This window comes from Campylobacter sp. 2018MI34 (genome assembly GCF_016598975.1).
Taxonomy (GTDB): domain Bacteria; phylum Campylobacterota; class Campylobacteria; order Campylobacterales; family Campylobacteraceae; genus Campylobacter_D.
Window position 1 is genome coordinate 48,839 of sequence record NZ_JAENKS010000007.1, and the last position, 13,415, is coordinate 62,253.

Consider the following 13,415-nt stretch of genomic DNA (forward strand, 5'->3'; position numbering starts at 1 on the left):
AGGAAATATTTATGCCTGAACTTATAAAATTTAATGATATTGTTTTTTTGGTTAAAGAATTTCGAAAAGTTTTTATATTGTCAAATTGCAGACTTGCTTTTTATGAACCTAAGCATTTTTTAGTTAAAGAAAAAGAAATACAAGTAAAAGAACCTTCACAAAAAAGAAAAAAAGGGAAAAATGCAGATTTAAAAAAAATAAAAGAATTAGAATTTAATAAAAAAGATGGAAGTAGTATTTTTTTAAAAGAGATGGAACTTTATAAGCAAGATTCTATAGAGGTTAAAGACGATGCAAATATAGATATAGATTTTAAAGATATTGCTAAATATGAAAAAAATATAGACTCTCAAATAAATGATGCATCATTAAATCATAATTTTGAAGAAAAAAAGCTAGGTAATTTAAAATCAAGATTTGATGAAGGTGATGAATTTGATATTTTTTATGATAGATACACTAAAGAAGAAAAAGAAATTAGAAGTTTTGAAATAAAAGATGGCAAAGTTACTATTCCTGCTAGTTTTTTAACAGAACAATTTGAAAAAGGTATTAGAAGTTTAGTTGTGAGATTAATTCCTAAACAAAAAAATAAAAGAGGTTTTGTTTTTGATCCTATTCCTTTAGAAGATAGGGCTATTATTTTAACAGAGCTTAGGAAAATAAAAGAAAAAACATTAACCTTTCAAAGAAAAATAGCTCAAATTCAAAATGATGCTTTAAATCTTCAAAGTCCAAAAGAATTTTTAGCTGTTTTAAATGGAGAAGAAAATCTTTCACAAGAAGAGATTAAAAAGCAACAAAGAGAAGGTATATTAATTTATGCTAAAAAAAGACAAGAGGAACTTTTTGATAGTATTAATAAAGATAAAATTTATAATGTAGATATGCTAAAAAAAGTAATAAGTAAGAAAAAATTTAAAAGTGCAAGAGAGAGTTCTCAAATGGGAAAATATGAGTATGCTAAAAGTTTTGATAAAAAAATAAAAGATTATGAAGAAAAAAAGGAATCCAAAACCCAAAAAAAAGTTAAAAAATTTAAAAGTAATTCCTTAAAAGAAAAAAATCCCAATCCAAAAGACATAGGAGAATTAGGCGAATATGCAGCTTCTATGCTATTTAGTAAAGGATCTACAAGATATATTTCAAATAGAAGAAAATTTGATGCAAATTTTAATCAAAATAGTTACAACTTTACCATTCCTGATTTTTTAGTTGTAGTAAATGATAAAAGAAGTATTATAGAAGTTAAAAATGTTCAAAAACAAGATTTAACAGAGCAAATAAGTTTTGAATTAAAACTTGCACAAGAATACGAGCTTGATTATATATTTTTGTGTAATCATTATACAAAATTAAGTGATAGTATAGCTATTGATAAAGAAAAAAATGAAAAAATCATTAACAAGCTAAAAAAAGAAAATCCTAATTTTTCTTTTTTAAATCTTAGAGTTTTTATAAAAGGAGATTTGGGAAGTAGAAAAGGTTTTATTTATCATAGACATATGCATAGAAGTATAAAAACTATTTTTAAAGAACTTTATTTAGATCATTTAAAAAATAATGCTCCAAATAAAATAGTAATTAAAAGACTAAATTTAAACGATCCATTAAGCATAGAAGATGAGCTAAATAAAGATCAACAATTGCAAATACCAAGATAAGGAGTATGTGTGAGCATTAAAGAAATATCTAAACGAGAATTAGAGGCTAGAGAAAGAATTAGTGCTCTAAGTGATAAAGAAATAGATGATTTAAGAGATGAGCTTTGTGATTTGGTTTTTGCAAATGATTTTGAAAAAACAGTCAATTTCTTAAAAGATTATCCTATAAAGCAAAGTTTTTATGAATTATTATGCGAAGAAGAGGGTATAAAAACTCCTTTATTCTTTTGTGACAATACTCTTGCTAATGCCGCTGCTGGATCTATAGAGCAAGGAAAAGATACGAAATTATTAGATTATCTTATAGACATTTGTGGCATAAATCCTAATTTTAAATTTGAACATACAAAAGATAATTATAATGCTTTAACTTTTTATATGGATCAAATAGGGCTTGATGAAAAAGTGATAAAATATTTTATTCAAAAAGGAGCAACATTTAATGTTTTTAATCACTTAGGAGATAGTATTTTGCATGATTGGGCTATAAGAGGAGAAATTGATGAAATAAAACTTGCATTAAAATATGGAGCAAACTTAGAAATACAAAGTCAGATTTATCAAAAATTTAATGAAAAATCTAAAGAATATGAAGAAGAATTTTATTTTGCAGGATCAACCCCTTTAATGTCTATTGTAGAAAGCAATGATGAGCAAAATTATAATACTATAAAAGTTTTATTAGAACTTGGAGCAAATCCAAATCATGTGCGTTGGCCAAGATTAACTTCTATAATAGAGGTTTGTCAAATTTCTAAAGTCAAAAAAATTCTATTAGAATTTGGAGCTAAAAGTCAAAAGAAAATGGAAAATGAAATCTTTAAATTTCAAGATGAATATATAAAAAATAAAGGCATTAAAGAAGAGGATTTAACACGTGAAGATATGATGAATATAGCTAGAATAATCAATGATAAATTTATTAAAGAAATTAAAAATAAAAGTTAATTATTGATGAAATATTTAGAAGAATTTCAAACAAGTAATCAAATTTCTTTTTTGTTTTTTTCAAAAAATTCTTTTAGTGATGATAAGAATCTCAAGGCTTGGAGTTTAGATTCTCATCGCTTTGATATGAAAGAATGGTTTGACTTTAAAAATCAAAATTTAGGAAAGTTTTATAATATTAATTTAGAAAAAATATTAAATACTTTAATGAAATTAAATTCATATTTTAGCATTGATAAATTTAAGGGTATTAATTTACATAAAGAGGATGATTTTTTTAGTTTTAATGAAAAAGCTTATATTAAAATTTATGATAGATTATGTCAAGATCAAAGCAAATTTAATCTTTACAAAAAATTTCAAAATAAATACTTAAAAATAGGGAGTTTATATAATTTTTCTCCCCATTTTCCTTTTTGGAATGCCAATGGAAAAAATTTTTCTCAAAGTGAAATTAATACTTTTATTCTAGAGAGAAATTTACCTCCATTTTTTAATTCAAGTGATATTTATTTTAATTCTTGTTTGGCGTTAAATTATAATATTACACAGCAATTACTTGATTATCTTGTTGAAAATTATGATGCAAAATTTAAAAATAATTTTTTTCATAAAAATAATAACAATAACCAAATAAGCAATAAAAATAAAATTTTAGAAGAACTTAAAGATATATTTTTATTACTTTGCAATGGAATGAATGCTGATTATGCTTTTATGGATTTTACTTATTTTTTTTCTGGATATGATTACACTATTAATTCTAAAAATAATATCTTAAATTCTTATTTGCAAAATTTTAAAGATATTATTTATAAGGATACAATGATTGATACTATTAATGAATATGGAAAAAATTTTTTCATTAATTATTATTCTAAAGAAATATTATCTTTATTGGATAAAGATGATCTTTTAGAAGCTAGAATGAATATTCTTATTAAAAATTATCAACAAGATTTAAATGATATAGATTCCAAAGGCATACTTTCTCAAAAATATGAAAGTGATTTTATTAAATTAGTTCCTTTTGTAGAATGGGAATATTATGTTTATGAGGGAGATATTTTACAATTATATGAAAAAGAAGATGAGCAGATAAAAAAATACTGGGAAAAATTTCTTTTTAAAAATACTTTAAAAGCTTTGCCTTTAGAATGGGATTGTTCTATAAATGAAAAACTTATTTGGGTTAATGATAGTGATTTATTCCAAGCTTTAAATGCACATAAAATTTTACACCAAAATTAAAAATTATTTTTGATTAGGATTTGGTAAGGTTGCATTTGAACTACCAAGATTTTGATTATTAGGAGTATTTATAGGTGTGTCTATTTGTTTTAAAAGTTCTATAGTGTTATTAAATTCAAAACTTTCTTCAGGATTTTGTCCTAGAAAATTTTGCATAAATTCTTTTTTGGCTATAGCTTCATCAAGTTCTTTGTCGCTTCCTTTTTGATAAGCTCCAATGCGGAGTAAAACTTCATTTTCTTTAAGTAGTGAATTTAATCTTTTAAATTTTCTTGCTAAAAGCTTATGTTCATTTGTGATTATATCACCCATAACCCTTGAGGCTGAATTTTGTATATTAATGGGAGGATAGATACCAAAATCAGTTAATTCTCTACTTAATACTATATGTCCATCAAGTATAGATCTGCTTTGATCAGCTATAGGATCACTCATATCATCTCCATCAACAAGAACGGTAAAAAAAGCCGTTATTGTGCCTTTGCCTTCTTCTTTTCCAGCTCTTTCCATAAGTTGGGGTAATAAACTTAAAACACTTGGAGGATAACCTTTAGTTGTAGGTGGTTCTCCTAATGCTAAACCAATTTCTCTTTGTGCCATAGCAAAACGTGTTACACTATCCATAATAAAAAGAACATCTTTTCCTTGTTCTTTAAAATATTCTGCTACACTCATAGCGCAAAAGGCTCCATATTTTCTCATTAGAGCACTATCATCGCTTGTTGCAACGATTATAACTGTATCATCTAATTTTCCACCTAAGTTTTTTTGGATAAATTCAGGAATTTCACGCCCTCTTTCTCCAATAAGAGCTACAACTTTTATAGGAGCCTTAGAGTTTTTAACTATCATACCCATAAGAGTAGATTTACCAACACCACTTCCTGCAAAAATCCCTAATTTTTGTCCTACTCCGCAAGTTAAAAGCGCATCAATAGTTTTAACTCCAACAGGAAAAACTTCTTCTATAAGTCCTCTTTTCATTGCATCAATAGGAGCTCTCATTATAGGCATAAATTTACTTGCCTCAATAGCACCTTTACCATCTTTAGGTTTCATAAAAGGATCTACAACGCGTCCTAAAAGTTCATCGCTTACCCCAATTTGCATTCCTGCATCACTTAAAAATGCACGATCTCCTATTTTAAAACCTTCTATAAAGCTAAAAGGACTCAAATAGCTAAATTTATCTTTAATTTCTACCACCATAGCCAAAGTTTGGAGTTGTTCATTTTCATTTGAGACAAGTTTTATAATATCCCCAATCCCAGTTTTTAGTCCTTTAATCTCTATACTTGTAGCAGAAATTTTTGTAATTTCTCCAAAGATGGAATTTAAATTTTCATTTTTTAGTTTTTGTCTTAATTTATTAAGTTCCATTAAAATCTTACTTGCTTTGGAGAATTAATTAAAGAAAAAAATTCTTTTCTTGTTTTTTCGTTTTTTAAAAATAAACCCCTTAAAGCTGAAGTGCTAGTAATTGAATTTGCTTTTTGAATCCCGCGCATTTCTATACACATATGTCTTGCTTCTATTACAACGCCAACGCCTTTTGCTCCAACTCCATCCATAAGAGCATCTGCAATTTGTTCTGTGAGTTGTTCTTGAATTTGAAGTCTTCTAGCAAACATTTCTACCAAACGTGGGATTTTGCTAAGACCTACAACTTTTTTATCAGGTATATAAGCTACGCTTACTCTACCAAAAAAAGGTAAAAGATGATGTTCACAAAGGCTATAAAATTCTATATCTTTCACTAAAACCATTTCATTATTAGAACTTTCGAATAGGGCATTGTTTAAAATGTCATTAATATTTTCATTATAACCCTTACTTAAAAATTCATAGGCCTTAAAAACTCTTGTTGGAGTCTTTAAAAGACCTTCTCTTTTTGGGTCTTCTCCTATAATTTCTAACATAGTTGCAACACAATTTTCAAATTTTTTTTGCAATTTTTTCTCCAAAATAGTTAAAATAATAAATAATTCAGTCTAAATTTAAATATAATATTATCATAAATATATTGAAATTTTTATGCAAGTAATAAGGAAAAATTTGTTATATTTCAATAATTAACTTTTTATTTTTGAAGGAAAAACTATGGAAATTAAAGCAAAGCAATTAGATTCTGTTAATGCAATTGCTAATGTAAAAATCCCTTTAGGAAGCATTAAAAATGAAGTTCAAAATCTCGCAAAAAAAGCTTCTAAAAATATTAAAATGGATGGATTTAGACCAGGACATGTTCCAGTTAGCGCTGTACTTAAACGCTATGAAAAAGAATTAATGAAAGATGCTGAGCAAAATCTTTTTAAATACGCTGTTGATAGTGTTTTAAAGGAATTAAAAAAAGAAAATAAAGAACTTATTGGTAATCCATATTTTGAAAAATTTGATAGAAAAGATGGAGAAATTGAAGCTGAATTAATGCTTTCATTTAAACCTATTATAAAACTTGATGGTTATGAAAAATTAATACCAGAGTATCAAACTCCAAAAGTAAGTAAAAAAGAGATTGAAGATAAAAAAGCAGAACTTTTAAAAAGATTTGCAACCCCAGAAGCAATTAAAACAAAAAGAGCTTTAAAAGAAGGCGATTTTGCTAAATTCGATTTTGAAGGTTTTATAGATGATAAAGCTTTTGATGGTGGTAAAGCTCAAGATTATGTTTTGGAAATTGGTTCTAAGCAATTTATTCCAGGATTTGAAGAGGGTATGATAGGATTAAAAGCAGGAGAAGAAAAAGACATAAAAGTTACTTTTCCAAAAGATTATGGTGCTGCTAATTTAGCAGGAAAAGAGGCTATTTTTAAAGTAAAACTTCACGAAATTCAAGAATTAAATATACCAAAACTTGATGAAAAAAGTCTCAAAACTCTTCTTCCTAATGAAAAAGAACCAACAGAAGAATTACTTGATGAAAAATTAAAAGAACAAATTAAAAATGAAAAACTTTTTAAATTGGTTAATGATGAATTAAAGGCTAAATTTGCTGATGCCTTGATCGAAAAATTTGAATTTGATTTGCCAAAAGGCATTGTAGAACAAGAAATAGATATGCAATTTAGAAATGCTTTTTCGAATTTTAATGAAAAAGAAATAGAAGAGCTTAGAAATAATAAAGAAAAATATAAAGAAAAAAGAGATAGCTTTAAAGAGGATGCTGAAAAAAGTGTTAAACTTACTTTTATTATCGATGAACTTGCAAAGATTAGAAAAATTGAAGTAAGTGATCAAGAACTTATTCAAGCTGTCTATTTTGAAGCCTATCGTTATGGTATGAATCCTAAAGAGCATTTAGAAAATTATAAAAAACAAGGCGCTTTACCTGCTGTTAAAATGGCTTTAATTGAGGAAAAACTTTTTAGTGATATTTTTATGCCAAAAAATAATAAAAAAACAAAAAAAGAGGTTGAAAAATAATGAGTCTTTATATACCTTATGTTATTGAAAAAACAAGCAGAGGTGAAAGAAGCTATGATATTTATTCTAGACTTTTAAAAGATAGAATCGTTATGCTTAGTGGAGAAATTAATGATGATTTAGCTTCTTCTATAGTTGCGCAACTTCTTTTTTTGGAGGCTGAGGATCCTCAAAAAGATATTTATCTTTATATTAATTCTCCAGGAGGAGTAATAACAAGTGGATTTAGTATTTATGATACTATGAATTATATAAAGCCTGATATCTGTACTATTTGCATAGGACAAGCTGCTTCTATGGGTGCATTTTTGCTAAGTTGTGGAACAGAGGGAAAACGTTTTGCTTTGCCAAATTCAAGAATTATGATACATCAGCCTTTGGGTGGAGCTAGAGGACAAGCGAGCGATATTGAAATTCAAGCAAAAGAAATTTTAAGATTAAAATCAATTCTTAACGAGATTTTAGCTAAAAATACTAAGCAAAAATTAGCTAAAATCGTCAAAGACACTGAGAGAGACTTTTTTATGAGTTCAAACGAAGCTAAAGAATATGGACTTATTGATAAAGTTTTAGAAAAGAAAATTTAAGGTGTTATTTTGATAAGAAAAATCATTACTTATCCAAATAAAAATCTTTTTTTAGAATCTAAACCAGTAGAGATTTTTGATGAAAAGTTGCATTCTTTATTGGATGATATGTATGAAACTATGATAGCAAGCAATGGAGTAGGGCTTGCGGCTATACAAATTGATATACCTTTAAGAGTTTTTATTGTAAATATTTTAGATGAAAATGAAGAGCAAAAAAAAGAAGACTTAATAGAAGTTATAAATCCTAAAATTAAATTTTTAAGTGAAGAAAAAATTGTTTGCACGGAAGGTTGCCTTAGTGTTCCTGATTTTTTTGAAAAAGTAGAAAGATATGAACATATTTTGCTTCAATATCAAGATCGTTATGGAAATCATAAAGAACTTGAAGCTAAAGGTTTTTTAGCTGTAGCAATTCAGCACGAAAACGATCATTTAGATGGACATTTGTTTATAGAAAAACTTTCTTTTTTAAAAAGACAAAAATTCGATAAAGAATTTAAAAAACAAAAAAAATCTAAATGAATTATCTAAAATGCATAAGTTTTGATGAAAGTTTAGATATCATAGATGTTGAATCAACTTTTACAAGAGGAATTCCAAATCTTACTATAGTAGGTTTAGCAAATGTAGCAATTAAAGAGAGTGTTGAACGTATTAAAGCTTCTCTTGCTACTTGTAATTTTGTTTTTCCTTCAAAAAAAATTACAATCAATTTAAGTCCATCTGGAATACCAAAAAAAGGTTCTCATTTTGATTTGGCAATTGCTACACTTATTTTATTGCAAAATGAAAATTTAAATGATTTTTTTGTTGTTGGAGAGCTTGGGCTTGATGGAAGTATAAAAAGTACAAATGAACTTTTTTCCTTGCTTTTATTTTTAAGCACTAAAATCAAAAAAGCAAAGATTATTGCTCCTAAGAGTATAGCTTCTAAAGCTTCAATGATTCCAAATTTAGAAATTTATGGCATGGAACATATTAGTGATATAATAGAGTTTTTTAAAGAAAAACAATATGAAAAATTTAAATTTAAAAAATTACATCCTTTATTTAAAAATTCTTTTTCCATAAATGGAGAATTATACATTCGCAATGAAATTTTCGAATATGATTTTAAAGATATTAAAGGACAAAAACAAGCCAAAAGAGCTTGCTTAATTGCAGCTTTGGGAATGCATAATATTTTATTTGAAGGAAGTCCAGGAAGTGGAAAAACTATGTGTGCTAAAAGGCTTGTTTATATAATGCCTCCACAAAATCTTGATGAAATTTTAATACAAAGTGCTTATAAATCTTTAATTTCAAAAGATTATGACTTAAGTCAAGTAAGAGTTTTTAGAAATCCTCATCATACAAGTACTAGAGCAAGTATTTTTGGAGGTGGTGCAAATGGGGCTAAAATAGGAGAAGTTGCTTTAGCTAACAAAGGTGTATTATTTTTTGATGAATTTCCACATTTTAATAAACAAGTTATTGAGAGTTTAAGAGAGCCTTTGGAAGATTATAAAATTAATATTTCAAGAGTAAATTCTAAAATAAGCTATGAGACAAAGTTTATTTTTGCCGCTGCTTTAAATCCTTGTCCTTGTGGAAATTTATTTTCTAAAAATTTAAATTGTGTTTGTAATGACAATGAGATTAAAAGATATAAAAATAAAATTTCTTGGCCTATTTTAGATAGAATAGATTTATATGTGGCTATGGATGAAATAGATGCCAATGATAAAGCAGATTTAAGCTCAAAGCAGATGAGCGATATAGTGTTTGATGCTTTTTTATTTCAGAAAAAAAGAGGTCAAAAAGAATTTAATGGAAAATTAAAAGATGAAGACTTAAAAGAAATTTGTATTTTAGATGATGAAGCTAAAGAAACGCTTTATAAGGCAACTTTAAGATATAATCTTTCTCAAAGAGGAATAAATAAAACCTTAAAAGTTGCAAGAAGTTGTGCTGATTTAGCAAAAAGTGAAATAATTCTTAAAAGTCATATTTTGGAAGCTTTAAGCTTTAGAATGAGAGGATAAAATGGAAAATAAAAGTGTTGCTGTTTTCATTGATGCTGAAAATATTCCAGAAAAATATGCTGATGATATTTTTAATATAGCTTCAAATTACGGAGAATTAGTTATTAAAAGAATTTATGCTGATTGGACTAAAGAAAGTGTGCAAAATTGGAAGCAAAAAGTAAGTGATCATTCTATTATAGCCATGCAGCAGTTTAATTTTAGAGCGCAAAAAAATTCAAGCGATATGTATTTAGTTACAGAAGTTTTAAGTTTTTTTTATGAAAAGGATATTGATATTTTTATCATTGTTTCTAGCGATAGTGATTATACAAGTTTGATACAAAAATTAAAAGAAAATAAAAAACAAGTTATAGGCATAGGCTTAAAACAATCTATAAAATCTTATGTAAATGCTTTTAATGAATTTTTTTATTTAGATAAAGATAAAAATAAAGATCAAAATACTTTAGGCAAAAACAATTTAAAGGATTTAATTAATATAATAGAACAATTAATAGAAGAAAAAGCAAGAGCGGAATATGCTCAAATAAGGATGAATATGAATCGCAAATATTCAGATTTTAATCCACAAAATTATGGTTTTAGAAATTTTAGAGCTTTAATACAATATTTTCTTCCTAAAATGAAAAAATTTAAAGAAGAAAGAGAAAAAAATATTTATTTTTTAGTTAAAAAAGATAATGAAAGCTATTTATAATAATTCTCAAATTTTAGATCAATACGCTATTGATAATGGCTTAAATGAGGATATTTTATTAGAAAATGCTGGAATTTCTCTAGCAAGATTAATAAAAAAAGAAAAAAAGAAATTCAATAAAGCTAAAATTCTTTTTTTGTTAGGTGGAGGCAATAATGCTTGTGATGCACTTGTAGCTATAAGACATTTAAAAAAATGCAAAGCTTTTAAGCTTGGATTTAAAGAAAATGAAAATTTTAAAAAACAAAGTAGAATTTTGGAAAATTACGGCTTTAAATTTTTAAAAAAAGAACCAAAATTTAATAAATTTGATATTATCATAGATGCTGTTTTTGGAAGTGGATTTAAAAGAAATTTAGATACAAAAACTATTAATATTTTTAAAAAAGTTAATTCAAGTAAAGCTTTAAAAATTGCTTGTGATATTCCAAGTGGTTTAGGTATAGAATTTTGTTTTAAAGCAGATATTACTCTTTGTATGGGCGCTTTAAAGGAAATATTATTAGAAGATTTTACCAAAGAATTTGTTGGAAAAATTAAAATTGCTAGCTTAGGTGTTTCAAATAAAAAATTCATAAAAGAAGCACAAGGCTATTTGCTTAACAAAAAAGATTTAAATATTATAAAAAGAAGAGTAAATTCTAATAAGGCACATTTTGGACATATTTATATCGCAGGCAATGAAAGCGCTGGAACACTAGCAGCACTTGGGGCTTTAAATTTTGGCGCTGGTCTTGTTTCTTTGGTAGCTCAAAAAACTTTTTCTCCACTTATAATGTTAAAAGATAAAATAGAATCTAAAGCTAGTGCTATAGCTTTAGGTATGGGGCTTGAAAATTTAGATATTTTAAAAGATGATATTTTAAATAATATTCCCTTAGTTTTAGATGCAAATTGTTTTTTAAGTGAAAATTTATTAAATTTTTTACAAAGAAAAGATGTGGTACTAACTCCACATCCTAAAGAATTTTTAAGACTCTTAAAGCTTTGTTTTCAAGAAGATATTACTATAGATACAATACAAAAAAATCGTTTTTTTTATGCCAAAAAATTTGCCAATACTTTTGAATGTGTTTTGCTTTTAAAAGGAGCTAATTCTATTATAATCCAAAAAGATCAATTTTTTGTTGTAAATTTAGGAACTCCAAATTTGGCAAAAGGTGGTAGTGGAGATGTTTTAAGTGGTATGATAGCAGCACTTTTGGGAGCCAATTTTTCTCCATTAGAGGCAGCGAAAAATGCTTGTTTGGCTCACGCGCTTGTAGCTAAAAAATATAAATTTAATGAAAATAGTTTTGATGCTTTAAAGCTTATTAAAGGTTTAAAATGTATATAAGGCTTGCTATTCTTTTTAGTGGAAATGGAAGTAATTTAGAAAATATTTTAAAAAAACTTCATAGAAAAAAAGTAAAAGGAATATATTTTGAAGTTGTGCTTTGTATTTGCAATAATAAAAATGCTTTTGGCATACAAAGAGCTAAAAAATATAATCTTGAAAGTATGATTATTGAGCATAATAATTATATTAAGCGTGAAGATTTTGATGAAGTTTTAGTAAATGAAATTCAAAAAAGTGGAGCAGATTTGACTATATTAGCTGGATTTATGCGAATTTTAAGTCCTGTTTTTACCCAAAATATCAAAGCTATTAATCTTCATCCTTCTTTACTTCCACTTTTTAAAGGTGCAAATGCTATTAAACAAAGCTATGAAAGTGATATGAAAGTAGCTGGAGTAAGCGTTCATTGGGTTGATGAAACCTTAGATGGAGGAGAGATTATTGCACAAGAAGCATTTGAAAAGAAAAATTTGAGTTTTAAAGAATTTGAAGATAAAATTCACATTCTTGAACATCAAATTCTAATTCAAGTTATTATAGAAATAAGTGAAAAAATATTAAAGGAAAATAATGTTTGATTGGATTTTTAGCGTCGATGCTTGGGTAACCCTTGTTACTTTAAGTGCTTTAGAAATAATTCTAGGAATTGATAATATTATTTTTTTAACAATTTTAGTAAATAAACTTCCTAAAGAATACAGAAATAAAGGAAGAATTTTTGGTTTAGCTTTTGCAATGATTACAAGAATATTACTCCTTTTATCTCTTTTTTGGGTAATGAGACTTACTAATCCTTTATTTAGTATTTTTAATCAAGAGATTTCGTGGAGGGATTTAATTTTATTTTTTGGTGGAATATTTTTAGTTTTTAAATCTTTTCAAGAAATCAAAGAACAAATTTCTTATACTTATAAAGAAGAAGATAAAAATACACAAGAGGTTTCAGCGAGTAAATTTTGGATTATAGTTGCTGAAATTGCTATTATGGATATTATTTTTTCTCTTGATAGTATTATAACTGCTGTGGGAATAGCTCAAGATATTAGTATTATGATTTTAGCTGTGATTATTGCTGTTTTAGTTATGCTTTTTGCATCAAAACCTATTGCTGATTTTGTAGAAAAATATTCAAGTATTAAAATTTTAGCTTTAGCTTTTTTAGTGATGATAGGAATTGTTCTAATTGCTCAAAGTTTTGATATTTATATTAACAAAGCTTATATTTACGTTGCTATGGTTTTTTCTTTGATTGTTCAAATTTTGGTTATTTTAAATGAAAAAAATAAAATTAAAAAATGAGAATTTTATTAATTTTAAGAGGAAATTATCATTGCGGACAAGAAGAATGGATAGAAAAATATTCTTTAAAAGATTATACGATTGATCTTAATCATTTAAGATTTTTAAGTTCTAAAACAAAAAAGCTTGCAAATCATTATGAGATATTTGAATTTCATAATGATATAAAATTAATAC

At 26.1% G+C, this 13,415-nt stretch carries 13 protein-coding genes and 1 pseudogene; 12 read left to right on the top strand and 2 right to left on the bottom strand.

Annotated elements, in window-relative coordinates; all coding sequences use genetic code 11:
* Window positions 1–11: 11 nt before the first annotated feature.
* Genes JG676_RS03290 through JG676_RS03300 form a run of 3 tightly spaced genes read left to right on the top strand, consistent with a single transcriptional unit; the run spans window position 12 to window position 3,863 of the window.
* Window positions 12–1,664: a putative toxin gene (locus tag JG676_RS03290; protein WP_200217300.1), complete on the top strand. Its 1,653-nt coding sequence runs from the start codon at window positions 12–14 to the stop codon at window positions 1,662–1,664.
* A 9-nt stretch (window positions 1,665–1,673) separates the two neighbouring features.
* A complete protein-coding gene (locus JG676_RS03295; RefSeq protein WP_200169054.1) occupies window positions 1,674–2,612 on the top strand; it encodes an ankyrin repeat domain-containing protein in 939 nt (312 codons plus the stop codon).
* Window positions 2,613–2,618: 6 nt separating this feature from the next.
* Complete coding sequence (locus JG676_RS03300; RefSeq protein ID WP_200217301.1) at window positions 2,619–3,863, top strand: hypothetical protein; 1,245 nt, start codon at window positions 2,619–2,621, stop codon at window positions 3,861–3,863.
* A 3-nt stretch (window positions 3,864–3,866) separates the two neighbouring features.
* Here the strand turns inward: JG676_RS03300 and fliI are convergent, their stop codons facing one another.
* Together fliI and folE are read right to left on the bottom strand one after the other, a co-directional pair.
* Window positions 3,867–5,243, bottom strand: coding sequence for a flagellar protein export ATPase FliI (gene fliI / locus JG676_RS03305; RefSeq protein WP_200217302.1), 1,377 nt, complete (start codon window positions 5,241–5,243; stop codon window positions 3,867–3,869).
* Entirely contained in the window at window positions 5,243–5,815 is a 573-nt protein-coding gene (folE, locus tag JG676_RS03310; protein ID WP_200169051.1) for a GTP cyclohydrolase I FolE, read from the bottom strand. Before folE ends, fliI begins: the two co-directional genes overlap by 1 nt.
* A gap of 148 nt (window positions 5,816–5,963) precedes the next feature.
* Between folE and tig the strand changes: the two genes are divergently transcribed.
* The 9 genes and pseudogenes from tig to JG676_RS03355 all read left to right on the top strand — a co-directional run.
* The gene (gene tig, locus JG676_RS03315) at window positions 5,964–7,286 is read left to right on the top strand and encodes a trigger factor (protein WP_200217303.1); all 1,323 of its coding nucleotides are present in this window, start codon (window positions 5,964–5,966) and stop codon (window positions 7,284–7,286) included.
* On the top strand, window positions 7,286–7,873 hold the full coding sequence (gene clpP, locus JG676_RS03320) for an ATP-dependent Clp endopeptidase proteolytic subunit ClpP (RefSeq protein ID WP_200217304.1): 588 nt from the start codon (window positions 7,286–7,288) through the stop codon (window positions 7,871–7,873). Before tig ends, clpP begins: the two co-directional genes overlap by 1 nt.
* A gap of 9 nt (window positions 7,874–7,882) precedes the next feature.
* Window positions 7,883–8,398, top strand: coding sequence for a peptide deformylase (gene def, locus JG676_RS03325; RefSeq protein ID WP_200217305.1), 516 nt, complete (start codon window positions 7,883–7,885; stop codon window positions 8,396–8,398).
* Window positions 8,395–9,900, top strand: coding sequence for a YifB family Mg chelatase-like AAA ATPase (locus tag JG676_RS03330; protein WP_200217306.1), 1,506 nt, complete (start codon window positions 8,395–8,397; stop codon window positions 9,898–9,900). Before def ends, JG676_RS03330 begins: the two co-directional genes overlap by 4 nt.
* A gap of 1 nt (window position 9,901) precedes the next feature.
* Window positions 9,902–10,600: an NYN domain-containing protein gene (locus JG676_RS03335; RefSeq protein WP_200169046.1), complete on the top strand. Its 699-nt coding sequence runs from the start codon at window positions 9,902–9,904 to the stop codon at window positions 10,598–10,600.
* Window positions 10,584–11,936 (top strand): NAD(P)H-hydrate dehydratase, encoded by a 1,353-nt coding sequence (locus JG676_RS03340; protein WP_200217307.1) that lies wholly within the window; start codon window positions 10,584–10,586, stop codon window positions 11,934–11,936. Before JG676_RS03335 ends, JG676_RS03340 begins: the two co-directional genes overlap by 17 nt.
* Window positions 11,927–12,517 (top strand): phosphoribosylglycinamide formyltransferase, encoded by a 591-nt coding sequence (purN, locus tag JG676_RS03345; protein WP_200217308.1) that lies wholly within the window; start codon window positions 11,927–11,929, stop codon window positions 12,515–12,517. The genes JG676_RS03340 and purN overlap by 10 nt, the downstream gene beginning before the upstream one ends.
* Window positions 12,510–13,238: a TerC family protein gene (locus JG676_RS03350; protein ID WP_200217309.1), complete on the top strand. Its 729-nt coding sequence runs from the start codon at window positions 12,510–12,512 to the stop codon at window positions 13,236–13,238. The genes purN and JG676_RS03350 overlap by 8 nt, the downstream gene beginning before the upstream one ends.
* Window positions 13,235–13,415 (top strand): annotated as a pseudogene (locus JG676_RS03355) (serine/threonine protein phosphatase); the annotation flags it as partial. The gene JG676_RS03350 and the pseudogene JG676_RS03355, both read left to right, overlap by 4 nt.